The 23,545-nt window shown below is 47.5% G+C and carries 20 protein-coding genes, 8 tRNA genes and 1 rRNA gene; all 29 read left to right on the forward strand.

Features of this window, described 5'->3' with window-relative positions; translation table 11 throughout:
- Positions 1-80, forward strand: a 23S ribosomal RNA gene (locus tag BMY78_RS30145); the annotation flags it as partial.
- 87 nt (positions 81-167) lie between these two features.
- Positions 168-259: transfer RNA gene (locus tag BMY78_RS30150), tRNA-Ser, on the forward strand.
- Positions 260-305: 46 nt separating this feature from the next.
- Positions 306-382 (forward strand) — tRNA-Met (locus BMY78_RS30155).
- A 9-nt stretch (positions 383-391) separates the two neighbouring features.
- A tRNA-Val gene (locus tag BMY78_RS30160) sits at positions 392-467 on the forward strand.
- Positions 468-472: 5 nt separating this feature from the next.
- Positions 473-548 (forward strand) — tRNA-Thr (locus BMY78_RS30165).
- 9 nt (positions 549-557) lie between these two features.
- A tRNA-Asp gene (locus tag BMY78_RS30170) sits at positions 558-635 on the forward strand.
- 21 nt (positions 636-656) lie between these two features.
- A tRNA-Phe gene (locus BMY78_RS30175) sits at positions 657-732 on the forward strand.
- A 9-nt stretch (positions 733-741) separates the two neighbouring features.
- Positions 742-827, forward strand: a tRNA-Tyr gene (locus BMY78_RS30180).
- A gap of 7 nt (positions 828-834) precedes the next feature.
- Positions 835-907, forward strand: a tRNA-Lys gene (locus BMY78_RS30185).
- Between the two features lie 163 nt (positions 908-1,070).
- Positions 1,071-2,267 (forward strand): PucR family transcriptional regulator, encoded by a 1,197-nt coding sequence (locus tag BMY78_RS30190; protein WP_256222527.1) that lies wholly within the window; start codon positions 1,071-1,073, stop codon positions 2,265-2,267.
- Between the two features lie 103 nt (positions 2,268-2,370).
- Positions 2,371-3,495, forward strand: a complete 1,125-nt coding sequence (locus tag BMY78_RS30195; protein WP_076292011.1) for an ABC transporter ATP-binding protein — start codon at positions 2,371-2,373, stop codon at positions 3,493-3,495.
- Between the two features lie 263 nt (positions 3,496-3,758).
- Complete coding sequence (hprK, locus tag BMY78_RS30200; protein WP_063566521.1) at positions 3,759-4,697, forward strand: HPr(Ser) kinase/phosphatase; 939 nt, start codon at positions 3,759-3,761, stop codon at positions 4,695-4,697.
- A gap of 126 nt (positions 4,698-4,823) precedes the next feature.
- Entirely contained in the window at positions 4,824-5,861 is a 1,038-nt protein-coding gene (gene lgt / locus BMY78_RS30205) for a prolipoprotein diacylglyceryl transferase (RefSeq protein WP_090904943.1), read from the forward strand.
- 6 nt (positions 5,862-5,867) lie between these two features.
- The gene (ppaX, locus tag BMY78_RS30210) at positions 5,868-6,518 is read left to right on the forward strand and encodes a pyrophosphatase PpaX (RefSeq protein WP_090904945.1); all 651 of its coding nucleotides are present in this window, start codon (positions 5,868-5,870) and stop codon (positions 6,516-6,518) included.
- Complete coding sequence (locus tag BMY78_RS30215) at positions 6,515-7,036, forward strand: acyltransferase (protein ID WP_076292007.1); 522 nt, start codon at positions 6,515-6,517, stop codon at positions 7,034-7,036. The genes ppaX and BMY78_RS30215 overlap by 4 nt, the downstream gene beginning before the upstream one ends.
- Before the next feature lie 482 nt (positions 7,037-7,518).
- On the forward strand, positions 7,519-8,733 hold the full coding sequence (locus BMY78_RS30225) for an ATP phosphoribosyltransferase regulatory subunit (RefSeq protein ID WP_090904949.1): 1,215 nt from the start codon (positions 7,519-7,521) through the stop codon (positions 8,731-8,733).
- 1 nt (position 8,734) lies between these two features.
- Entirely contained in the window at positions 8,735-9,394 is a 660-nt protein-coding gene (hisG, locus tag BMY78_RS30230) for an ATP phosphoribosyltransferase (protein WP_090904951.1), read from the forward strand.
- 142 nt (positions 9,395-9,536) lie between these two features.
- On the forward strand, positions 9,537-10,841 hold the full coding sequence (gene hisD / locus BMY78_RS30235; RefSeq protein WP_090904953.1) for a histidinol dehydrogenase: 1,305 nt from the start codon (positions 9,537-9,539) through the stop codon (positions 10,839-10,841).
- Positions 10,834-11,463, forward strand: coding sequence for an imidazoleglycerol-phosphate dehydratase HisB (hisB, locus tag BMY78_RS30240; protein ID WP_090904955.1), 630 nt, complete (start codon positions 10,834-10,836; stop codon positions 11,461-11,463). Before hisD ends, hisB begins: the two co-directional genes overlap by 8 nt.
- 3 nt (positions 11,464-11,466) lie before the next feature.
- The gene (gene hisH, locus BMY78_RS30245; RefSeq protein ID WP_090904957.1) at positions 11,467-12,087 is read left to right on the forward strand and encodes an imidazole glycerol phosphate synthase subunit HisH; all 621 of its coding nucleotides are present in this window, start codon (positions 11,467-11,469) and stop codon (positions 12,085-12,087) included.
- Positions 12,088-12,434: 347 nt separating this feature from the next.
- Positions 12,435-13,169 (forward strand): 1-(5-phosphoribosyl)-5-[(5-phosphoribosylamino)methylideneamino]imidazole-4-carboxamide isomerase, encoded by a 735-nt coding sequence (gene hisA / locus BMY78_RS30250; RefSeq protein WP_090904959.1) that lies wholly within the window; start codon positions 12,435-12,437, stop codon positions 13,167-13,169.
- 231 nt (positions 13,170-13,400) lie between these two features.
- On the forward strand, positions 13,401-14,162 hold the full coding sequence (gene hisF / locus BMY78_RS30255) for an imidazole glycerol phosphate synthase subunit HisF (protein WP_090904961.1): 762 nt from the start codon (positions 13,401-13,403) through the stop codon (positions 14,160-14,162).
- Positions 14,155-14,883, forward strand: coding sequence for a bifunctional phosphoribosyl-AMP cyclohydrolase/phosphoribosyl-ATP diphosphatase HisIE (gene hisIE, locus BMY78_RS30260; protein WP_090904963.1), 729 nt, complete (start codon positions 14,155-14,157; stop codon positions 14,881-14,883). The genes hisF and hisIE overlap by 8 nt, the downstream gene beginning before the upstream one ends.
- 11 nt (positions 14,884-14,894) lie before the next feature.
- Positions 14,895-15,719 (forward strand): histidinol-phosphatase HisJ, encoded by an 825-nt coding sequence (gene hisJ, locus BMY78_RS30265; RefSeq protein WP_090904965.1) that lies wholly within the window; start codon positions 14,895-14,897, stop codon positions 15,717-15,719.
- Between the two features lie 136 nt (positions 15,720-15,855).
- Positions 15,856-16,803, forward strand: a complete 948-nt coding sequence (locus BMY78_RS30270) for a ribose-phosphate diphosphokinase (RefSeq protein WP_090904967.1) — start codon at positions 15,856-15,858, stop codon at positions 16,801-16,803.
- 295 nt (positions 16,804-17,098) lie between these two features.
- Complete coding sequence (locus BMY78_RS30275; protein ID WP_090904968.1) at positions 17,099-19,351, forward strand: helix-turn-helix domain-containing protein; 2,253 nt, start codon at positions 17,099-17,101, stop codon at positions 19,349-19,351.
- A 448-nt stretch (positions 19,352-19,799) separates the two neighbouring features.
- The gene (locus BMY78_RS30280) at positions 19,800-21,389 is read left to right on the forward strand and encodes an extracellular solute-binding protein (RefSeq protein WP_090904970.1); all 1,590 of its coding nucleotides are present in this window, start codon (positions 19,800-19,802) and stop codon (positions 21,387-21,389) included.
- Positions 21,390-21,523: 134 nt separating this feature from the next.
- Positions 21,524-22,423, forward strand: a complete 900-nt coding sequence (locus BMY78_RS30285) for an ABC transporter permease (RefSeq protein WP_090904972.1) — start codon at positions 21,524-21,526, stop codon at positions 22,421-22,423.
- A 70-nt stretch (positions 22,424-22,493) separates the two neighbouring features.
- On the forward strand, positions 22,494-23,366 hold the full coding sequence (locus BMY78_RS30290; protein ID WP_090904974.1) for a carbohydrate ABC transporter permease: 873 nt from the start codon (positions 22,494-22,496) through the stop codon (positions 23,364-23,366).
- Positions 23,367-23,545: the final 179 nt, after the last annotated feature.

Consider the following 23,545-nt stretch of genomic DNA (forward strand, 5'->3'; position numbering starts at 1 on the left):
CGACGAGGTAGATAGGCTGGGGGTGGAAGTGCAGCAATGCATGGAGCTGACCAGTACTAATCGGTCGAGGGCTTATCCAAGATATGCAGGTTATACATCGCAAATTTCGTTTCGGATCTAGTTTTCAGGGAGCAATCCTTGTAAGCATTGTTCATGATTGTCTATTTGGAGAGATACCCAAGTGGCTATAAGGGGACCCTCTGCTAAGGGGTTAGACTGCGTAAGCGGTGCGAGGGTTCGAATCCCTCTCTCTCCGCCATCTTTACCTAAGATGGACAAGCAATCAAGATCAATATTATTAATATGGCGGTGTAGCTCAGCTGGCTAGAGCGTACGGTTCATACCCGTGAGGTCGGGGGTTCGATCCCCTCCGCCGCTACCATATTACCCAGGAGGCTTAGCTCAGCTGGGAGAGCATCTGCCTTACAAGCAGAGGGTCGGGGGTTCGATCCCCTCAGCCTCCACCATATACGCCGGTGTAGCTCAACTGGTAGAGCAACTGACTTGTAATCAGTAGGTTGGGGGTTCAAGTCCTCTCGCCGGCACCATTAATGCCTGGAACCGTGGTGTAGTTGGCCTAACATGCCTGCCTGTCACGCAGGAGATCGCGGGTTCGAATCCCGTCGGTTCCGCCATTAATCTAAAAAATTAAATAAGGCTCGGTAGCTCAGTCGGTAGAGCAGAGGACTGAAAATCCTCGTGTCGGCGGTTCGATTCCGTCCCGAGCCACCATATAATCCTGGAGGATTAGCGAAGTGGCCAAACGCATCAGACTGTAAATCTGCTCCCGTACGGGTTCGGTGGTTCGAATCCATCATCCTCCACCAGTTTTTCGAGTCATTAGCTCAGTTGGTAGAGCACCTGACTTTTAATCAGGGTGTCGAAGGTTCGAGCCCTTCATGACTCATCTTTTAAGAAAGAGTGATTGATCATTAATTTGATCAATCACTCTTTTTTGTTATAGATAAATAAATTATTAATGTGGAAACCTATGATAACGACTGAAAAAGGCGATGCTGCGCAAGATATGATAAAATAATAGAAAAAAGCAGAGTGGTGGCGTTCATTATATGAAGCTCATACCTGATCTAAAACAACAAATTGAAGCAATTATAGGTACTACATTGGACGAATCCGTGATAACTATAGAAGAATGGAATCAATATGGATCAAGCTCAACTCACCGTAGAACGGTCCCAGTGGCTCATAATACTCTTACAAAAGAAGCCGAAGGTTTCATGCAGGATGATGAGATGATGGATGGTTTGGATACGGATGTAAGCAGTTGGTGTATAGGAGACCGTATCTATTTTAAAGTTGGGATGAACGAGAAAGAAGGTACTGTTTTATATTGGGCATGCTCTGTTAATGCCGTTACGCTGGAAGTACAGCGTTTAATTGAACTTCTCATTAGTAGTCATAGGGAAGCGCTAGATGAAGAACAGCCAGTGATTTATGAAAACGATAGAGAACAACAGCTTGCTGAATTGGGACAATGGCTTCGGAAGCAGATCGAGCAAAAAGTCCAGCAGGAACCCATTCCGGATCATTATTCGCTGGATGGAGAATTGAACACAGAGAAAATCCCATTTTTGCTGCAATGTGAGACACCTGATGCTCATCGCATACGTTCGAAGGAATTGAATAAGTTGCTCGAAAGTTACTTCGGAGAAGAAATTATACTGATTCCTGTAGGAGAGCAGGAGTGGGTTTTTCTAGGTGATGAACAGATTGTCACTGGCGAAGCTGAAGAGGATACAACAGAAGCCAGAAAGGACTTATTGAATGCCTTTTGTCAGGGGCTCTATGAATTGGTTGCCAGCGAGTGGGCGGGTGTGTTTCATTTGTCTGCATCCTTACCGTGTATCCCTGCAAAGCAGCTATCTCCTGTCACGGCACTTCTTCAAGAGAGTGTTCACTTGGGCAGGGCTTTCCATGTCGCACAACACATCCATCTCCCTTGGGATCTGCAACTCGAACGTTTGGTAGATAGCATTCCTGTGCAACAGCGTCTTCGTTTTATACAGGAAACGGGCAGAGGCACTGTGTTATTTAATGATAGTGAGACACTGGCTACGCTGGAGACCTTCTTCAATCTCGATTGTAATGTCAGCGAGACGGCAAAGCGACTCTTCATTCATCGAAATACCTTGGTATATCGTTTGGATAAGATCAAACAGGAGATCGGATATGATGTCAGAAACTTCGAAAGTGCTGTTCTGGTGCGACTTTTATTGCTTATGTACAAAGTGACGAAAAAGCTTTGATATTTTTGTGCAGTTTGCGAATAGTCAAACATCATGTAAATGGGTTAATATAAAACTACAAAATGTATTCGATTACAAAATGATCTCTGAGGAGGCAACAATCATGGCTGGTGTACGTTTAGAGCATATTTTCAAAAAATACCCGGGTTCTGATAAAGCAACAGTAGTTGATATTAACCTGGACATTAAAGATAAAGAGTTTCTGGTACTGGTAGGTCCGTCCGGTTGTGGTAAATCAACAACACTGCGTATGATCGCAGGCCTTGAGGAAATTTCTGAAGGTAAACTCTATATCGGTGACCGTGTCGTTAATGACGTTGCTCCTAAAGACCGCGATATCGCGATGGTATTCCAATCCTATGCCTTGTATCCGCATATGAGCGTATACCAAAACATGGCGTTTGGTCTGAAATTGCGTAAAGTGAAAAAAGATGAGATCGACAAACGTGTACGTGAAGCAGCTAAAATCCTGGATATCGAGCATTTGCTTGAGCGTAAACCTAAGGCATTGTCCGGTGGTCAACGTCAGCGTGTCGCTCTGGGACGTGCGATCGTCCGTGATCCACAAGTGTTCTTGATGGATGAGCCTCTCTCCAACTTGGATGCCAAACTGCGTGGTCAAATGCGTGCTGAGATCACTAAACTTGCGAAACGTTTGGAAACAACTGTTATCTACGTAACGCATGACCAGATTGAAGCAATGACAATGGGTGATCGGATCGTTGTTATGAAGGATGGTATCATCCAACAAGCAGCTTCTCCGGAAGAGCTTTACAACCACCCTGCTAACTTGTTCGTAGCTGGTTTCATCGGTTCCCCGACAATGAACTTTATCTCGGGTAAATTGGCTGAGCAAGGTGCTAGCCTGCATTTCGTAGCTCCTGGTGTGGACGTTGAAATCCCACAAGGTAAAGCACAAGTGCTGAAATCAAGAGGATACATTGGCAAAGAAGTCATTCTGGGTGTTCGTCCAGAAGACATTCACGAAGAGCCAGTATTCCTGGAAGCATCCCCGAACTCTGTATTCTCTACACACGTAGACGTAACAGAGAACCTGGGTCACGAAATGCTCCTCTACTTGAGCGGTGTAGGTAACGACACTACAATCGCACGTGTAGACGGACGTTCCAACACTCGTGATGGTTCCACAGTTAAAATGGCAATTGACATGAACAAAGTTCATATCTTTGACAAAGAGACTGAAGCAAACGTTCTTCTTCAAGACTAATAGTACTGAGATTCATCGGTAACGATGGAATCTATCAGTTAATGCAATTATACATTGTAATCTGAGCCCCTTCCGTTATTGCTGGAAGGGGCTTTTTTACTCTTAAACGGGTGGAAGCCAAGATTGCATTCATCCCGGAATTCATTTAAGATTATTTGAAGGTTAGATGCTGTAACAAACAACATGAATGCGCTATTAAGGCAATGGAATGACGCTTATGCTGATGTACATAGAGGGCAGCGAATGCTGAAAGGAAGAGACAAATGGCGAAAAAAGTGAAAGTATCTGAATTGGTACAACAGTTCCAGTTGGAGGTTGTTTCTGGATCTCACGGACTGAAGAGAGTCATTACTGTAGACGATTTGAACCGTCCTGGCCTGGAAATGGCCGGTTATTTTGAATATCATCCACAAGAACGGGTACAGCTGCTTGGTAGAACAGAGCTGGCCTTTTTTGCAATGTTGCCGGAAGATGAGCGCCGTGATCGGATGCAGCGCCTTTGTACGGAAGAAACGCCATGTATCGTAGTAACCCGAGGACTTGAAGTGCCACAGGAACTGATTGACATCAGTGAAGAACAGAACCTGGCCGTGCTTCGCAGCAACATGGCTACAACGATTCTATCAAGCCGGATTACTGGATTCCTGGAGAAAAAACTCGCCCCTACAGCAACAATTCACGGTGTACTCTGTGATGTGTATGGTGTAGGGATGTTGATCACGGGAAGCAGCGGCATTGGTAAGAGTGAGACTGCACTGGAACTTGTGAAACGTGGTCACCGATTGATTGCCGATGATGCGGTAGAAATTCGTCAGACATCAGACTTCCAGCTGCATGGAACTGCACCAGAATTGATCCGTCACCTGCTTGAGATCCGTGGCGTCGGCATCATCAACGTAATGACATTGTTCGGTGCGGGAGCGGTACGTAATAACAAACGAATTACACTGGTTGTTCGTCTGGAAGCTTGGCAGCAGGATAAACAATATGATCGTCTTGGTCTGGATGAAGAGACGACTCGCATCATTGACACAGATGTACCACTTGTAACGATTCCTGTTCGTCCGGGACGGAACTTGGCTGTTATCATTGAAGTAGCGGGAATGAACTATCGCTTGAAACAGATGGGTCTGAATGCTGCACTGCAATTTACGAACAAGCTGACAGCAACGATCTCTGAAGATATGGAAGACATGGACTAAGAAGAGAAGGACCTATTATATGATTAAAGGCCAATTGATGATGTGTTCTACTTCTGTATAGAGTGGTGGAGACATGCAGCAATTGGTCATGCTTGTGAATGAGTCAATTTATAGGAGTGTGAATGAATGGATACATTATTACTGTTGAACCCGATTGCGTTCTCCATCGGAGCGTTAAAGGTTCACTGGTACGGGCTTATACTCGGTACAGCGGCACTTGTAGGTTTGCTGCTTGTCATCCGGGAAGGCAAACGGTATAACATTCCGCAGGAAGTGTTCATGGACATGGTTCTGCTTGGTGTGCCTTCTGCCATTATCGGTGCCCGCATATACTACGTGGCATTTCGATGGGACGATTATAAGGATAATTTGTGGGATGTCTTTAAAATATGGAATGGTGGTATCGCCATATATGGCGCACTGATTGGTGCAATCATATGTGCAGTCATTTTCTTCCGTCGTAAAGGGTATAATTTCTGGCGCATGGCCGACATCTGTGCACCTGGATTGATCGTTGGACAAATGATCGGACGCTGGGGTAACTTTGTAAACCAAGAGGCCTATGGTGGTCCTGTAGAAGAATCATTTTTGAGAGACAAGCTTCATTTGCCAGACTTTATCGTTAATCAGATGAATGTGGAAGGTGTATTCCATCATCCTGCATTTTTGTATGAATCGATGTGGAGTCTTGTTGGTTTGGTCATCTTGCTGGTGCTTCGTCGTCAGAAGTTTCTGCGTGCTGGTGAGCTGTTTATGTCCTATTTTATCTGGTACTCGATCGGTCGTTTCTTTATCGAAGCGCTGCGTACCGACAGTCTGGGATTCCAGGCTCCTCAATGGGTTGCCTCCATGGTTAATGGATTATGGTCACCGATGACAGCTATGGGCTTCGAGCAAGGATATCTTGATCCAGCCTATGGTAACGTAAGAATTTCGCAGCTGCTGGCTATTGGGATCATTATTGTTGCGGTAGTCTTCATCGTCGTGAGAAGAATGACAGGCAAGGCAAATGTACGTTATAGTGATCCGATTGTATCTTCCAAGGTTCCTTCAGAATCATCGGATGATATGGTGCACACAGGCCCGGTTGCAGGTAAAGAGGACACGGTAACTCCAGTCTCGACCAAAGAGGATCTGAAGCAAGCTGAAGAGAAAAAGGAGTAATGCAACATGATTGACACGGTTTTGTTTGATCTGGATGGAACGATTATTGATACGAATGAGTTAATTATTAACTCTTTCCTTCATGTAATGGAGGATTTGCAGTTATCCACCCCTTGGACACGCGAACAGATCATTCCTCATATGGGGGGAACACTGGAGAATCAGATGCGTACGTTCTCTGGGAAAGAGGACGTTGCGGAGTATGTCAAAGGATATCGGGCATACAACGACGTTCATCATGAGGCGATGGTTCAGCCGTTTCCTCACGTAATTGAGGTCATTGAAGCTCTTCATGAGGCAGGAATCGTGATGGGTGTTGTCACGACAAAGATTCGTCCATCTACTCTTAAGGTGCTGGAGCGTTTCGACCTGTTGAAGTATATGAAATCGATTGTGACAGTTACCGATGTAACCAATCCCAAACCGCATGCTGAACCGGTCCTGAAGGCGATCGAAGAGTTGGGTGCAGATCCGTCCAAAACATTGATGGTGGGTGACAGCCCAGTCGATATTCAATCGGCACAGAATGCGGGTGCGCTTGCGGCAGGCGTAGCCTGGTCCCTTAAGGGAGAGACCGTATTAAGCGGATATAACCCGGATTACATTTTGCACGACATGAAGGACTTGCTTAAGCTGATTGAAACGGAACGTTCATGAGAAAAGTAACCCGCTATCCCGTAGAAGGCCATAACGCACTTTGGCATATCTATAAGACTGTGAGTCCGTGGAAAGGCGTGCGCAATTTTATCTGGATTCAGTTGTCACGGTACTGTCCGATTCTATCGGTCAAGAACTGGATCTATCGTCGCATGCTTGGCATGAAGGTGGGTAAACATACGGCGTTTGGATTGATGGTGATGGTTGATGTTTTCTTTCCGGAGAAAATTACGGTAGGCGAAAATTCCGTCATTGGTTACAACACCACGATCCTGGCTCACGAGTATCTTATTAAAGAGTACAGACTCGGTGAGGTAATTATCGGGGAAAATGTACTGATCGGTGCAAATTCAACCATCCTGCCGGGTGTGACCATCGGAGACGGTGCGGTTGTAGCTGCAGGTGCAGTCGTTCATAAGGATGTAGCTCCGGGAGCTTTTGTAGGCGGGAATCCACTTCGTGATCTGTCTCGCTCCAATGCTTCAGCAGAGGAGATTGTCATAAAGGCTGATGAGTAATGATTTTGGGAGACGGCCTGCGGATATATTAGAAAAGATTATCACAAAGAATACACGGACGAAAATTAACCTGAATGGTTCAGTCAGGGAAGAGCAATAAGTCGAACGACTGGAGTAAGAAAGCTGCTGATGGCAGCTTTTTTCGTATACAGATAATTAGATTCATGTTTAGAAATGGCATCAAATTGGAGGATGTAGTACAAGCACCTCAAAGGGGCTGTATTGTTGACGATGGATGGTCATTCATGTTATCATATCCCATATCCTTTAGTTTGTTAGCACTTTACCATGTTAAAGAAATAGGACAGAAGTTAAGTATAGTTAAGCATCAATGAACATGTACTAAACATTTTCTGAAAGCTGCCTGGCAGCAACGATAAGAATTCAGGTTACAAGATAGAACGGGGATTTACACTACATAAATCCTGTTGAAATAGAACGTCTACCAATCTTAAATTACTGACTCGGGGTGAATAATACCAATGTCCAAACCAAAAGGCTTTGAAAAACCGACAGGTTTTCGTGACTATACACCACATGTGGTGACCAAGCTGCGAACCATTGAGCGGAATGTACTGGAATGCATGGAACGCTGGGGTTACCGTCAAATCATTACGCCAACGATTGAATACTACGATACCGTAGGTGTAGCGAGTTCCACATCGGATCGCAAGCTGTTTAAATTATTGAACAGTCGCGGGACTACGCTGGTACTAAGATCAGATCTGACAGCTCCGATTGCACGGGTGGTCTCTTCTCTATTGAAGGATGAGCAGCTTCCTCTGCGTCTGTCCTATCATGCAAATGTGTTTCGTTCCATTGAAGAGGAAGCGGGGCGTGAGGCAGAATTTTTCCAAACGGGTGTAGAGCTTGTCGGTGATGATTCGCCGGAAGCAGATGCAGAAGTTGTAGCACTTGCGATCGCTTCTTTGCAGGCAGCGGGTGTATCTTCCTTTAAAATTGCGATGGGTCATATGGGATTTCTGAACGGATTACTGGAAGAAGTCATTCCGGGTCAAACGGTACAACAGGAACAGTTGAAAGAAGGATTGCTGGGACGTGATTATGTCGGCTATCGCCAATCCATTGAAGCATTGAATCTAGAACCGAAACTGAAGGAGCAGCTTGAAGCCATTTTGCGTCTGCGTGGCGGTAAAGAAGTATGTACACACGCAGCAGAGCTGAGTTCAAGTACTGAAGCAGCACAGTCCATTGCGCATCTCTGTGCAGTATTCGAGGTGTTGGAAGCGTATGGTGTCTCTGAGCATGTATTGATTGATCTGACGATGATTGGTGATTTCTCCTATTATACAGGCATGACGTTTGAAGGGTATGCGGCAGAGCTAGGATCCCCGGTATGCAGCGGTGGACGATATGATAATCTGTTACAGCAGTTTGGCCGTTCATTACCGGCTACAGGGTTTGCACTCAAAACAAACCGGATTATCGATGGTGTTCATGGAATTACGATGGAAGAGAAGAAGCCTGTCCTTATTCAATATACTTCGGAACGCCGGGCAGAGGCTCTAACGGAGGCGGCGAGACTACGCAGCATCGGTCAAAATGTAGTCACGTCTCTGCTTTCGGAAGATGAGGCAGAGGTAAGTGTAACAAAAGTTGGTGCCATAACTGGTGGGAAGACGATTCAGAATGAACAGGTTATCACGTTCGCATCTGAAGAAGGAGGAGGACGCTGAGATGTCGGATATTTTGAAGGTAGCTATGCCGAAGGGCCGAATCTATAAGAAAGCCTCCAAACTGTTCCGCGAAGCAGGGCTTGATATTCCGGTAGACGTGGACGATACGCGCAAATTGGTTATCGAAGTGCCGGAAGCGGGAATGGAGTTCATCATGGCGAAGCCTGTAGACGTGCCAACGTATGTGGAGTATGGAGTAGCGGATATTGGTATAGTGGGTAAAGACGTTCTGCTTGAGGAAAATCGGGACGTATACGAATTGTTGAACCTGGGAATCGCACAGTGTCGCATGTCTGTTATTGGACTACCGGACTGGACGCCTGGCATTCAGCAGCGGGTTGCAACAAAGTACCCGAGGATTGCCTCCCAGTATTTCCGCGAGCAAGGACAGCAGGTGGAAGTGATCAAACTGAACGGTTCCATCGAACTGGCGCCACTGATCGGTCTGGCTGACCGGATTGTCGATCTGGTAGAGACGGGTCAGACGCTGCGTGAGAACGGACTCGTGGAGATGACGGGTATTCTGGATATTACAAGCCGCCTTATTGCCAATCGGGTCAGCTATCGGATGAAGAACGCACGGATTCAGGCATTATGCGATGCTCTCCAGCAGGTTATTCCAGCCTCGAATGAGGTGTCGGCAGGAATTTATCGGGGGTAAATGCGGCGTATAAGAATGTATCTTGCACGGTGGAATGAGTTCATTCATCTGCAATTGATCATATAGGACATATGGGCATTAGTGGTATTAAAGAAATTAAAATTTCACAGGCATTACTAGGACGGACAGGGAGGATGTACGCATGAAAATTGTACCTGCACGGGAGTTTGATCTGAAGCGGGAAGTCGAATACGGTACAACGGAGCAAAATGAAGCGGTACGGCGCATTGTCAGCGACATTCGCCGGGAAGGAGATGCGGCACTGCTGCGTTACACAGAGCAGCTTGATCGCACGAAGCTGACGGCTGCTGATCTGCGCGTGCCGCAGGAAGAGCTGCAGGCGGCTTATGCAGCCGTGGAGCCTTCCTTCGTGACGGCGATCCGTCAGGCCGCCGCGAACATTCGTGCGTTTCATGAGAAGCAGAAACGCAACTCATGGATGGATTGGCAGCCGGACGGCAGTCTGCTGGGCCAGGTGATCCGGCCGCTGAAGCGGGTCGGCGTGTATGTACCTGGCGGCAAAGCAGCGTACCCTTCGTCAGTGCTGATGAATGTGATTCCGGCACAGGTGGCTGGCGTGCCGGAGATTGTTTTGGTGACGCCGCCGTCAACGAATGGCGGTGAAGGCATTAACCCGTACATTCTCGTGGCTGCTGCGGAAGCAGGCGTGAGCGAGATGTACCGGGTTGGCGGCGCTCAGGCGATCGCCGCCCTCGCTTACGGCACGGAGAGTATTGCCCCGGTCGACAAGATCTGTGGACCGGGCAATATTTACGTGGCGCTCGCGAAGCGCGAGGTGTACGGCGCAGTCGATATCGATAGTATCGCCGGGCCGAGTGAGATTGTGGTGCTCGCCGATGATACGGCGAATCCGGTGTATGTCGCCGCAGACCTGTTGTCGCAGGCGGAGCATGACGAGATGGCATCGGCCATTCTCGTCACGACCTCGGCCGTGCTGGCGGAAGCCGTGCAGGCCGAAGTGCGGCAGCAGCTGGAAGTGCTGCCGCGGCGCGATATCGCTGCTGCTTCCGTGGAGCAGCATGGCGCGATTATTGTGGTCGATTCCATCGATGAGGGAATCGATGTGGTGAACCGGCTCGCACCGGAGCATCTGGAGATCATGGTGCAGGAGCCGATGGCTTACGCTGGCCGGATCGAGAATGCCGGAGCAATCTTCCTCGGCCCGTATAGCTCGGAGCCGGTAGGGGATTATTTTGCCGGACCGAATCACATCATTCCGACAAATGGAACGGCCCGTTTCAGTTCACCTGTGGACGTGGATGATTTTATCAAAAAATCGAGTTTGATCTATTACAGCAAGGAAGCGCTGTTCCAAAATGGAGCGGCTATTATAGAGCTGGCCCGGAATGAAGGGTTCGAAGGACACGCCCGTGCGATCGCTGTACGGTTAGAACAGGAAGGAAAGGCGGAATCGGATAATGGATAAGCAGGATAATGGTTTGGACCTTCAGAACAAGGGTGCTGTACGTCAGGCAGAGGTAGACCGCAAAACAAATGAAACGAACATTCAGCTTTCTTTTGCCGTAGATGGAACCGGGCAATCCGAGATTGAAACGGACGTACCTTTCCTAAATCATATGCTCGATCTGTTCACAAAGCATGGCCAATTCGATCTGAACGTACAGGCGCGCGGCGATGTTGATATTGATGACCACCACACGGTGGAGGATATCGGGATCTGTCTGGGACAGGCTCTTCGTGAAGCATTGGGTGACAAGCGGGGCATTAAACGTTATGCTAGTGTATTTGTGCCGATGGATGAGGCTCTCGCTCAGGTAGTCATCGATGTCAGCAACCGCCCTCACTTTGAGTACCGTGCACAATACCCGTCTCAGCAAGTGGGCAGCTTCTCGACTGAGCTAGTACATGAGTTCCTGTGGAAACTGGCGCTGGAAGCGCGTATTACATTGCACGTTATCGTGCACTATGGACAAAATACACATCACATGATCGAGGCGATCTTCAAAGCACTGGGACGTGCATTGGATGAGGCAACAACGATTGATCCACGTGTAACAGGTGTGCCTTCCACGAAGGGAGTGCTGTAGACGATGGCGATTGCAATTGTCGATTACGGTATGGGGAACCTGCACAGCGTCGGCAAAGCGGTCGAACGTCTTGGCTACGAAGCGCTGGTCACAGGTGACCGGGATGCGATTCTTGGTGCAGATGGTGTGATTTTGCCAGGTGTAGGTGCATTTGGCGATGCCATGGTGCACTTGCGAGAGAGTGGATTGGACGCTGTGGTGAAGGAAGCAGCAGCTGGACCAACACCGCTGCTCGGGATCTGTCTGGGCATGCAGCTGTTGTTCAGCTCAAGTGAGGAGCATGGCGAGCATGAAGGATTGAATATTTTGCCGGGTAAAGTGGTGCGATTCGCACCGGGAGAATTAAAGGTTCCACATATGGGCTGGAATCGTTTGCAGTTCCTGCACCCGGAAAATCCGCTATTCGCGGGGCTTGAGGCAAGTCATGTCTATTTTGTCCATTCATATCATGCACGTACGGGCGTAGAGAGCGATCTATTGGCAGTAACGGATTACGGACATCCGGTTACGGCGATTGTTGGCAGAGGCTCCAATTTCGGCATGCAGTTCCACCCGGAGAAGAGCGGTGAGCTGGGTATGAAGCTGCTTGGAAACTTCCTGGCATTGACGGAATCGAAGGCGTAACCATAATTCGGGATCATATGATTTTTTAATTTCATCCTTATAAAATAATACGTAACTAAACTTATATAAAATCTAATCTATATAAATTGAACTAAACATTTACACGATAGCGGAGAGGACAGAAAAAACCTGAAGAAGCGGAGCTAAAAGTTTTCTGAAAGAAAGCTGCATCGGAATCATACGCTACGCCTTTATCCCCGGATTTTTCCCCTTTAAATAAGGGATTCAAAATAAATCTGGGGATAACAGCGCTCGGAAGGTTGTTCTGTCATCGGAGTGGCAAGTGTAAATATTCTTTAGTTTCAATTTATATAGAGACAAATATGAATATATTCAGGAGGCCTTGTATGTCATCTTTTATCATATATCCGGCAATTGATATCCGGGACGGCAAATGTGTAAGACTGGTGCAGGGAGATTACAATCAGGAGACGGTATATAACGATGACCCGGTTCAAGTTGCTCTTTCCTGGGAGAAGCAAGGTGGTACATACGTTCATCTAGTGGATCTGGATGGTGCAAAAGCAGGTCATCCCGTGAATGATGAGCTGATCGGACGTATTGCTTCGGCCGTGAACGTGCCTGTTCAGGTGGGGGGAGGTCTTCGTACAGTGGCTGATGTAGAGCGTTTGCTGGGTCTCGGTGTAAGTCGTCTGATTATCGGGACAGCTGCGATTGAAGATCGCGCTTTTACAGAAGAAGTACTGGGACGGTATGGAGACAAAGTAGCTATTGGTATCGATGCACGCAACGGCTATGTGGCGACACGTGGATGGCTTGAGACATCGGAAGTTCAGGCTGAGGTACTGGCGAAGGAGCTGGCGGCATTCGGTGCCGAAACCTTCATTTTCACAGACATCTCCCGTGATGGCATGATGCAGGGTCCTAACGTGGAAGCGATCGTGTCTCTTGCAAAGGCGAGTGGCCGTACAGTGATTGCTTCGGGGGGCGTAAGTGTTATGGATGACCTGCTTCGTTTAAGCAAGCATGCGGAAGATGGTGTTGGAGGAGCAATCGTAGGAAAAGCACTGTATACTGGCAGTATTGATCTGTCCGAAGCGGTGAACGCGGTTAATAAATAATAGCCGTACTATATAAGCTCAAATAAACATTTGCACGATAACATAGAGGACAGAAATAACCTGAGGAAATGAAACGTTCACCTTTATCCCCGGATTTTCCCTTTAAACAGATCGAAAAATCTGGGGATAACAGCGATCGTAAGGCTGTTCTGTCATCGGAGTGACTAGTGTGAATGTTCTATAGTTGAACTTATACAGGTATGCGATAATCGGATAGAGAGGAAGAGGAGCATGCTGGCAAAAAGAATCATTCCTTGTCTGGACGTAAAGGACGGCCGGGTTGTCAAAGGCGTTAACTTCGTCAATCTCCGCGATGCGGGTGATCCGGTGGAGCTGGCGGCGCTGTATGACCGCGAGGGTGCGGACGAACTGGTGTTTCTCGATATCTCCGCTTCTGTGGAAGGCCGCGAAACGATGGAAGAAGTGGTGCGGCAAACCGCAGGCGAGATCGCCATTCCTTTTACCGTAGGTGGAGGGATCTCCAAGGTGGAAGACATGAAGCGCATTCTGCGTGCAGGAGCGGACAAGATTGCGGTAAATACAGCGGCTGTGCTTAATCCTCAGCTGATTGCAGACGGGGCACGCCGCTTTGGCTCCCAGTGTATCGTTGTTGCAATTGACGCCAAGTATAATGAGGCATGGGGCGAATGGGAAGTGTATACGCATGGTGGACGTAAACCTTCAGGGATTAAGGCGCTGGAGTGGGTTAAACAGGCGGAGGCCTTAGGCGCTGGCGAAATTCTGCTGACAAGCATGGACGCGGACGGAACGAAGGACGGATTCGATCTGAAGCTGACCGCAGCGGTATCCGAATCGGTACGTATTCCGGTCATTGCTTCAGGCGGTGCCGGCAAGGAATCCCATTTCTATGATGTGTTCACGACAGGCAAAGCGGACGCAGGTCTAGCAGCAACGATATTCCATTACAAAGAAATCGCCGTTCCGGCGTTAAAACAACATTTGAGAGAGCAAGGGGTGGAGATCCGTGACTAACGTAAGCAATGAGATCAAGGAGCAGTTATCCTTGGAGCAGGTTGTAGAACACATTCGCTGGAGCGATGGTTTGGTACCTGCCATTGTGCAGGATGCAAAGACGCGTCAAGTTCTGATGATGGCTTATATGAACCGGGAATCGCTGAAATTGTCACTGGAATCCGGTGAAACGTGGTTTTGGTCGCGCTCGCGTCAAGAGCTGTGGCACAAGGGTGCAACTTCAGGCAACGTACAGACCATTACTTCATTGAAATACGATTGTGATGGCGATACCTTATTGGTTGAGGTAAAACCGAATGGTCCTGCTTGCCACACCGGAGCGGTGACGTGTTTCCATAATGAAATCGTGGGCTTGCCAGAACAATCGGCTGACCAGACCTCAAGTGATTCTAGTGCAGCGACTTCAAGTGCTAGCTCCGAAAGTCGTTTTGAAGTACTGGCTGAACTGGAATCAGTCATTGCAGAGCGTGAACGCGAGCGTCCGGAAGGCGCATATACGACGTACCTGTTCGATAAAGGCGTTGATAAAATTCTGAAAAAAATCGGTGAAGAAGCGTCCGAGACGATTATCGCCGCCAAAAATAAAGACAATGACGAGCTTCGTCTTGAGGTCAGTGACCTGATGTACCACTTGCTCGTTCTGTTGCAAGAGCGCAAGCTGCCGCTGGATGACATCATGTCAGAGTTGAGCCGTCGCCACGAGCGGCCTCGCCGCGATTAGGAGGCGAGCCTGTGCTTATAGACTATCATACACACCATGAGCGGTGTGGTCATGCGGTTGGCAAGCTGGAGGCTTATGTGCAGCGTGGGGTAGAGATTGGCCTGTCGCAGATCGGGCTGTCGGATCACATGCCCTTGCTGCATGTAGACCCCGCTCAATATTATCCTGAGATGGCCATGCCGATGGACGAGCTGCCGCGTTACGTGGAAGAGTGTTTCTCTCTGAAGGAGCGCTACCGTGGTCAGATCGATGTACGTGTCGGCCTTGAAGGCGACTATATTGAAGGCTGGGAGACGGAAATCCGGGCCATTATTGAGCGGTACCCATGGGACTATGTGATTGGATCAGTTCATTTCCTCGGGGAATGGGACATTACGGATTTTCGCCAGACCCATCATTGGGAAGGGAAAGACGTATTGGAAGTTTATCGTCAGTACTATGATGCTGTGAGCAAAGCAGCAGCGACGGGAATGTACGATATTATGGGTCACACGGATGTAATCAAGCGCTTTGGCTTCACTCCGGCACCAGAGCAGACTGAAGAGCGTATAGCTCTGGAGAATGCAGCGCTGCAAGCTATCGCGAAAAGTGGCTGTGCCATGGAGCTCAATGCATCAGGATTATCGAAGCCATGTGCAGAGATGTTCCCTGGTCGCCGGATGTTAATGGAGGCCATTCAATTGGGGATTCCGCTGACCCTTGGCTCCGATGCACATGATCCGCTGAAGCTGGGCGATTATCTGCCTGAGGCCGAGGCGCTCCTGCGTGAGCTGGGCTGTACGGAGGTAGCCGTTTTTGAAGGCCGACAGCGCTCGTTCCTTTCTTTAAATGTATAAGGCAGTGGAGTATAATGAGGGTAGGAAATAACCTTTTTAGAGGTAGTTCAAAAGGTACTGAAAATCGTTTTTTTTGAACATTCACTTTTAGACTGATAAAGGATTATATTGGGACTTCAACCCTCGGGAGGGCATTATGCAGCATTCGTTACGTATTTTTTCCGGTTCATCGAACCCTAAGCTGGCAGAACAGGTATGCGACAAGCTGGGTGTACAACTAGGCAAGATCAAACTGTCCCGGTTCAAGAGCGGAGAAATATACGTTCACTACGAAGAGACGATCCGCAACTGTGATGTGTTTCTGGTTCAATCATTATCTCATCCAATCAATGAGTTGTTCGTTGAACTGCTCGTCATGATTGATGCAGCCAAAAGGGCTTCTGCCCGTACGGTAAATATTATTGTTCCTTACTACGGATATGCCCGTCAGGAACGCAAGTCTGCTCCGCGTGAGCCGATTTCGGCCAAGATGGTTGCGGATGTGTTAACTACGGCCGGAGCGAACCGGGTAGTAACCATTGATCTGCATGCAGCAGCAATTCAGGGATTCTTCAATATTCCAGTCGACCACATGACATCATTGGACCTTATTAGTGATTATTTGCTGAGTAAAGGGATTGAAAATCCGGTGGTTGTCTCCCCTGATGCGGGACGAGCATCCATGGCGGAGAAACTGGCGAATCGTCTGGATTCTCCTTTTGCCATTATGATCAAAAAGCGTCCAAGCCACAACGAATCCATCATCACACACGTTATTGGGGATGTTGAGGGTCGGACCCCGATTATTATTGAGGATCTGATCGATACCGGAACGACAATTCTCAATGTTGTTGAAGGGTTGAAGGAGCGAGGCTCCAAAAACGTATATGTATGCGCAACACATGGTCTATTCTCGGACGGAGCGCTAAGTAAGCTCAACCACCCGTCTATAGCCGAGGTGGTGGTTACAGACTCCATCGCACTGCCGGATGATCATCCCGAATGCTTCAAAGTGTTGCCTGTAGCTCCAATGCTTGCTCGTGCTATACGCATTATTGTGGATGGCGGGTCTATGGCGACGTTGTTCAAGGATTCAGGGATTTAATCATACTGTACAGACTTGCGCGAATCCAGGTTTACGGTACCGTGTTTGAGTAGTTTGCTGCTCAGCACGGTTTTTGTTTTTTTATGATAATGGATTAGGGTAGAAATGCGAGGAGTTAAGGAGAAGGAGAAAATCGATTCCTGTCTTGCTACCTGGAGGCTTGTGCTATAATAACTTAAAATTGATTTAGTAGCTGCGTGTATGGGGATTCCAATCCCAGAGATGTAACTGATGTGAAGAACAGTAGAACCACGGCTACTATACAGCGGTGTCGTGGAGTGAGGAGTGGGGTCTATTGTCCCGGACTTGGTATTATCGTTTACTGTTTTCTTATTTTCCTATTTTCTTTCTTACCATGACCGTACTCATTTTTATCGCTTTTGTTTTCATTAATGACATCTCCAGGGAAGAAACAAGGAAAGCAGACCGTATCTCCTCCAGCTATTTGGTGGACAGTCTGGACCGGACGATCCGGGATATTGAGCTGTCGGTGATGGAAGCGGTGCAGAGTGAGCAGGCCTATAAGTATTATTTTAATAGCCAGAACCAGGTAGGCAAAGAGACCGTGTATAGCATTGCACAAAGCTTGCGTGAGCTGACGAGTTCCAACCCTTGGATCCAATCGATTTATTTGTATGACAAGAAAAATGAAAGCGTTTTAACCTCGAGCGGCTCCAAGGATGTAGACAGCTTTTCAGACAAGGCGTGGATCGACCGGATCGAGTCCGGTTCCCTTACTTCAGGCTGGCAGCCTGTAAGGGAATACGATGCAGGAGTTAATCAGCGTACGCCTATTCGGGTGTTGACGGTGAATAAGGACATGCCCTTGCCATTCGGCTCCGATGGGGTGCTTGTCATTAATATCAAGATGAGCAGCATCGAGCAGAGCATTGATAGTATGGTTAATGGACAGCTTTCTTTCATGAGTATTCTTGACCGTGACGGTCAGGTTGTTTACGATGCGCATTCAGATCGTGAAGGTGCTTTAGAAGGACAAGAGCTGAACACCCTTTCGCTGGAAAGATTGGGTTGGACGATCTCCAGTGGGATCAAGAAGGGGAACTTATATGGTTGGGTCTCGGTGGTTTCCTATGTATGGGTGATTATTGCGGTTGTTACCGTCATTTGTGCAATCGTCTATATTATCTACATCACTCGCCGCAACTATAAACCCATTCAGATTATCATGAATCGGATTGAGGCCCATCAGATTCGGGTGCTGGAACAATCCGGATCTCGGACCGATGAGATGAAATTGATTGATGGCGTGTTGGAGAACCTGATCAACCACATGATGGATTCGGACAAAAAAAGCAGGGAAAATGTGCTTCTGCAACGCAGCAAACTTTTTAACGATCTACTGAATGGAGAGAATTTGGATCATGCAGTAGAGCGACTAAAAGACCTTTCCCCGTTAACTGGTGTGGATACTTCGTCATGCTTCGCCGTTGTGGTTGGTGAAATCAACCGATACGAGAAGGGATTCCAGGAACGCTTTACGAGAGGTGAGCAGAATACGCTCAAATTTGCGTTAATGAATGTGCTGCAGGAGCTCTCACGCAATGCGGGCATGCAATGCTGGACGGAATGGGTCAGCTCGGATCAGATTGCAATCCTTTTCCTGTCCACAGACGGCAGCCCGGATATGACTGATCAGATTCGCTTAGTTGCGGAGGAATGCCGATCCTGGGTTGAGCAGAATCTGCGTATATCATTGAGTTTCGGAATCGGACCGATTGCAGAGGGCATCAAGGCCATTCGTGAATCATACGCGGCGGCTGAGACTGTGATGCACCGCAGATTGCTGAGGGACGGTGATGTGGCTCTGGCCGGGTATGGAGATACCCAGCAGCAGCTGCTTGATACCTATACGTATTTGCAAATGATCGCTGATTTTGTTAAAAGGTTTCGGATGTCGAGCAGTCAATGGCGTGATCAGCTGGAGGAGATCTTCGCTGCTTTTGAACGCGATAAGCTGCCAGATGATGAGATTCACTCCTTGATTCAGGCGATGCTACAGATGCTCAGCCGGGAAGTAGCGGTCATGTCTGAACAGCTGCAGGAGAAATTATCGGAGGAAAACATAAACAAGTGGTTGATGCTGATGAAAGAAGCGGAGACACTTGAGGGTGTCAAAGACATTCTTTTTGATGACCTGACGGACCTGTTCAGAACTTATGTGTCTGTAACTGAAACCAAGAGCTATAAAGCGATGGTCAATGAAATGAAAAACTATATCGAAGAACAGTTTGCGAATCCTGATCTTTCACTGAAGCATCTGAGCGATCGATTCCAGATTACCGGCAAACATGCGAGTTATTTGTTCAAGACAGAGTTCAATATGAAGTTTGTAGACTTCCTTACCGAATTGCGGATGAAGGAAACGGAGCGTCTTCTGCGGAGTACGGATCTTTCCATACAGGACATTGCCTTGAAGGTGGGGTATGCCAATGGAATTACCTTGGGACGTGTATTCAAACGGGTTGAGGGTATTACACCAGGAGACTATCGCCGTATGAAACGTGAACATCACGATCCCGAGTCGTAAGCACAGACTTAATATGCGATTACAATATGGCAAGCAATAGGGGTGGAATTCATACGGACTTCTCTCAGGAGAAGACGTGTAGAAGTCCACCTTTTTGCTGTGGGTATAACCTCAAATTCCGGCTGGAGGCCTGTGCTTATGCAAGAACCCCCTGGTTTAGGCCCATTTTAGGCCCTTTTACGAATATAGGCAGTATATGAAAATGGTTTATTGTATCTGATTACAGTTGAACCGGAGAGGGGGAGCGCTTGAGTGACGACGACTGCAGGCACCGCGGGCATTAACAGAGTAGCGAAGAATATAGTCAGTCTGCGAAAATCGTCACAGGAGATAAACTATTATCCATATGTAAGCGTTTACGAAACGAGTTTATTGCAAGGGTGCGCAAAGATGTGGAATACTCTGGGCAAGCTTTAAACATTCACGCATAGCCAAAGGGGATGACAAAATGACAAGAAAAGCAACCAAAGGGAGTCTCAAGAAATGGATGGGTCTGGCGCTTACGATGGTAATGGGCGTTTCACTGCTTGCGGGGTGCTCGTCTGCATCAGATCAAGAATCAGCAGAAGGTGGCACATCAGGCAGTGGTGAGCGCGTTACCTTAAAGGTGGAGATATTCGATCGTGGTAACAGCCCTTCGCCGTACACCATCACGAACAACTATCTATCTAAAATGATTCAGGAGAAGTTCGGCGACCCCAATAACATTGATGTGCAGTTTGTACCCGTTCAGCGTTCAGAGGAAGTCACCAAACTGAATGTCCTGATGGCGAGCAATACAGATGTCCCCGATATTGTCTTTGTCTATGACTCCAGCGTGTTTTACCGCTATGCCCAGCAGGGCGGACTGACGGATGTTGGTGAACTGATTGATCAGTATGGACCAAACCTGAAGAAGTTCCTGGGTGAAGATACATTGAAATTCGGGCAAGTGGAAGGGCAACAGTTCGCCGTACCGGGTAAACGTGCAATTACAGGTAGATATAGCTCTTATATTCGTCAGGATTGGCTTGATAAGCTGGGATTGCCGGTGCCAAAAACCACAGATGAACTTTATACCACTTTAAAAGCCTTTAAAGAGAAGGATCCTGGCGGACTTGGCAGCAAAAACATCCCAATGGGTATGGCACTTGCACCGGCTCAGTTCGAGACACTGATTTATTCGTTTATCAAGCCGGTAAGTGGAGATCTGACTTATGGTCAACGTTATGAATTGCCTTTGCATGAAGGATTCAAAGATTCGATGAAATTCCTGAACAAGCTCTACAATGAAGGACTGATCAGCAAAGACTTCAGTTTGGATGAAGATAAAACACAGTTAGGTAAGGACATACAGAATGGCAACGTAGGTTATTGGTCTGAAGATGTCGATGCCATGTTCTACGGAGACGGTACACTGGATAATTTGCGCAAAAATGTGGACGGCAGCGAAGTACTGCCGGTTGATGTATACACGAATCCGAATGCAGATAACAAACACATCAAGTCCCGCTACGGAACAAACGGCATGTATATTATGATTCCGAAGAGCAGCAAACGTTCTGTGGAAGCCATTAAATATTTGGACTGGATGGCCTCCGGCAACAACCTGATCGATATCTACAGCGGTGTGGAAGGGGAGAACTATGATCTGGTAGATGGCATTCCGGTTGTGAAGGAAGATGCTTCCCAGGAAGCGAAGGATCGTTTGTTCAACGCAGGGGATACAGCGATTATCTCGAACGGTAAAAATATTGGCGATCAGGCAACGAATGAAAAAGCATGGATTCTGGGCTTTCCGCAAAACAACCAGGATTTGTTAAAACAATCGATTGATATCGCCAACACGGACACGGTAGGACCTATCATCTTTGACAAACCGATTGAGGCGGAGATGAAGTACAGTACAGCGCTCAAAGACAAGCTGAACGTCATCATTGTTAAAACCGCGATGGCGAAGCCTGAAGAATTCGACGCGGTATATGAACGGGAAATGAATGATTTTATGTCCCTGGGCGGCACAGAGCTGAAGAAAGAGCTTGAAGAAGCCTTAAAGTAACTCACTGCAAATTAAACCATCTTATTCTTTCATGATTTGAGACAGATAACCCATACGACTGCTTAACTTTGAAAGAAACCTGTGCCGCCGGCTTGGCGGCACTGCCGTTTCTTTGTTGATAGGAGGAAACCGACATGACCTTCACATACTTGAAAAGGTATTGGCAATTGTACGCACTGATTTCCTTGCCCCTCATTTACTTTTTGATTTTTCGTTATGGACCGATGTACGGTGTGCAGATCGCCTTTAAAGACTTCAACCTGTTTCAGGGTATCAGCGGCAGTGAGTGGATCGGTTTCGATGCGTTTCGTGAGGTATTTGGGATGCGAGACTTCTACACCACATTACGCAATACCTTTATGCTGAATTTTCTTGATCTGATCGTTTCGTTCCCTGCTCCAATCATACTCGCCATTATGCTCTATGAAGTTCGATTTAAGTGGTTCAAAAAAATATCGCAGACGATTCTGTACATTCCTCACTTTATCTCGTGGGTCATCATCGGGGGGATTGTATACCAATTGTTCGGCAATCAATCCGGTATGGTTAACGGAGTACTGGAGAGCATAGGGTTAAATCCGATCCCATTTTTGACAGAGAAAAATCCTTGGCTTGTTACGTATCTGTTCACAGGTGTCTGGCAAAGTGCAGGGTGGGGAACCATTTTATATCTGGCCGCATTAACCGGCGTGAACAGGGAATTGTTTGAGGCGGCGGAGATTGATGGCGCAACGCGGCTGAAGAGAATCTGGCATATTACGCTGCCAAGTATCAAACCAACTATTGTCACCTTGCTTATTCTTAATCTCGGACATATGGTCAGCATCGGTTTTGATCGTCCTTATATTATCGGTAACACGGCCGTTCGTGAATATTCGGATGTACTTAGTACCTTTGTATACAGGGTTGGTCTTGAATCAGGACAGTACACGCTCGCAACCGTTGTTGGATTGTTCCAGGCCGTTGTGGGACTGATCTTCGTACTCGGCTCCAATTATATTTCGAAGAAGGCAACCGGTGAAGGTATTTTGTAGATATTTAAAGAATGAAAGATACGCCAATCGGCTTATTTGTATAGACCATCAGTAAAGGAGTTGTGCGCAGATGAGTGAACGCACCTCGAACCGGATTTTTGATATCGTTAATATCTCCTTTATCACCCTGTTTGTTATATTCTGTCTGGCTCCATTTCTGCACACGATTGCGATATCGTTCAGCTCAAACCGGGCAATTACATCAGGTGAAGTGACCATATTCCCCAAAGAGTTCAATTGGGATGCGTATATTCAGGTGTTCTCTGATCAGTCGATGATCTATTCACTGGGTTATACAACTGTTCTTACGATCGCCACTACAGTGCTGTGTATGCTATTCACGCTCGCTGCGGCTTATCCGTTGACCAAGAAAAAATTGAAAGGTCGCAAGCTCTTCATGTATGTGATCATCATTACGATGTTTTTCAGCGGCGGGATCATTCCCGAGTACTTGCTCATTCGTGACCTGCACTTGCTCAATTCGGTTTGGGCACTGATTCTGCCGGGTCTCGTAAGTCCGTTTAACCTGATTATCCTGATATCGTTCTTCAGGGGTATACCGGAAAGTCTGGAGGAATCGGCAGAGATTGATGGTAGCTCACATATTCATACGCTCTTTAAAATCATCTTGCCCTTATCCATGCCTGTGCTGGCTACTTTGGCTCTTTTCTATGCAGTTGGACGCTGGAATGGCTTTCAGGACTCCCTGATGTACATCAATGATCCGAAGCTGTACCCACTACAGCTGAAGCTCTTCCAAATGGTACAGAATAACATGGTTAGCGAGCTTACACAGATGGAGGGGGCGAACCGTACACCTTTAACTCCGGAAAGTCTCAAGGCTGCCACTGTTATCTTCGCAACCGTACCGATCCTGCTTGTCTACCCATGGCTGCAAAAATATTTTGTTAGCGGTGCCATGCTTGGGGCGGTCAAGGGTTGACGTAAGGGGCATAGGGCTTACGTGATTAGGGAGTCAACAGATCGAAAATTTTATGGCGACTATCTACGATAAGAAACCTGTATTTACTGTCGGCAAGATGAACTGCCATGTTAAAGGATCTGCTTGTATTCCGGCCGAATCAGGAAGGGAAACCGCAGATCGTGGCACACGGCAAATGC

The sequence above is a fragment of the Paenibacillus sp. OK076 genome, assembly GCF_900110055.1.
In the GTDB taxonomy this organism is placed as follows: domain Bacteria; phylum Bacillota; class Bacilli; order Paenibacillales; family Paenibacillaceae; genus Paenibacillus.

Coding starts and splice junctions, on each gene's coding strand:
- BMY78_RS30190 (WP_256222527.1), top strand. CDS start 1,071: ATGAAGCTCATACCTGATCTAAAACAACAAATTGAAGCAATTATAGGT.
- BMY78_RS30195 (WP_076292011.1), top strand. CDS start 2,371: ATGGCTGGTGTACGTTTAGAGCATATTTTCAAAAAATACCCGGGTTCT.
- hprK (WP_063566521.1), top strand. CDS start 3,759: ATGGCGAAAAAAGTGAAAGTATCTGAATTGGTACAACAGTTCCAGTTG.
- lgt (WP_090904943.1), top strand. CDS start 4,824: ATGGATACATTATTACTGTTGAACCCGATTGCGTTCTCCATCGGAGCG.
- ppaX (WP_090904945.1), top strand. CDS start 5,868: ATGATTGACACGGTTTTGTTTGATCTGGATGGAACGATTATTGATACG.
- BMY78_RS30215 (WP_076292007.1), top strand. CDS start 6,515: ATGAGAAAAGTAACCCGCTATCCCGTAGAAGGCCATAACGCACTTTGG.
- BMY78_RS30225 (WP_090904949.1), top strand. CDS start 7,519: ATGTCCAAACCAAAAGGCTTTGAAAAACCGACAGGTTTTCGTGACTAT.
- hisG (WP_090904951.1), top strand. CDS start 8,735: ATGTCGGATATTTTGAAGGTAGCTATGCCGAAGGGCCGAATCTATAAG.
- hisD (WP_090904953.1), top strand. CDS start 9,537: ATGAAAATTGTACCTGCACGGGAGTTTGATCTGAAGCGGGAAGTCGAA.
- hisB (WP_090904955.1), top strand. CDS start 10,834: ATGGATAAGCAGGATAATGGTTTGGACCTTCAGAACAAGGGTGCTGTA.
- hisH (WP_090904957.1), top strand. CDS start 11,467: ATGGCGATTGCAATTGTCGATTACGGTATGGGGAACCTGCACAGCGTC.
- hisA (WP_090904959.1), top strand. CDS start 12,435: ATGTCATCTTTTATCATATATCCGGCAATTGATATCCGGGACGGCAAA.
- hisF (WP_090904961.1), top strand. CDS start 13,401: ATGCTGGCAAAAAGAATCATTCCTTGTCTGGACGTAAAGGACGGCCGG.
- BMY78_RS30270 (WP_090904967.1), top strand. CDS start 15,856: ATGCAGCATTCGTTACGTATTTTTTCCGGTTCATCGAACCCTAAGCTG.
- BMY78_RS30280 (WP_090904970.1), top strand. CDS start 19,800: ATGACAAGAAAAGCAACCAAAGGGAGTCTCAAGAAATGGATGGGTCTG.
- BMY78_RS30285 (WP_090904972.1), top strand. CDS start 21,524: ATGACCTTCACATACTTGAAAAGGTATTGGCAATTGTACGCACTGATT.
- BMY78_RS30290 (WP_090904974.1), top strand. CDS start 22,494: ATGAGTGAACGCACCTCGAACCGGATTTTTGATATCGTTAATATCTCC.